Source organism: Shewanella electrica, from assembly GCF_022321485.1.
In the GTDB taxonomy this organism is placed as follows: Bacteria; Pseudomonadota; Gammaproteobacteria; order Enterobacterales; family Shewanellaceae; genus Shewanella; species Shewanella electrica.
Genome location: NZ_JAKOGG010000166.1, coordinates 1 through 281 on the forward strand (window position 1 = coordinate 1; position 281 = coordinate 281).

1 protein-coding gene is annotated in these 281 nt (G+C 41.3%); it reads left to right on the top strand.

From position 1 onward, the window contains the following. Window positions 1–11 precede the first annotated feature (11 nt). On the top strand, window positions 12–281 hold a 270-nt coding region (locus L9G74_RS24055), incomplete at its 3' end, for a hypothetical protein (RefSeq protein ID WP_238898572.1).

Below are 281 nucleotides of genomic sequence, written 5' to 3' on the forward strand. Positions count from 1 at the left end.
GTGGAAGAGAGATGTTGAGTCTTATAGAGAACTTACTGGAGATTACTCCAACAATTAGTACTGGGGATAGGCGACCATTTGTCATGGAGACTGTTAAGGCTGATGATGAAGCTAAGTTAGGAAGAGGTCCTTCTCAGCCTGCCCCAAAGTTTATTGGAAATTTGCTGGCTTTTATACTAAACTTGATTGGTCCAAAGGGTCTTGAATTTGCACGCTATTCACTTGATTATCATACCATTCGCAACTATCTTCATGTGAATCGTATGTGGGGAAAGGAAAGG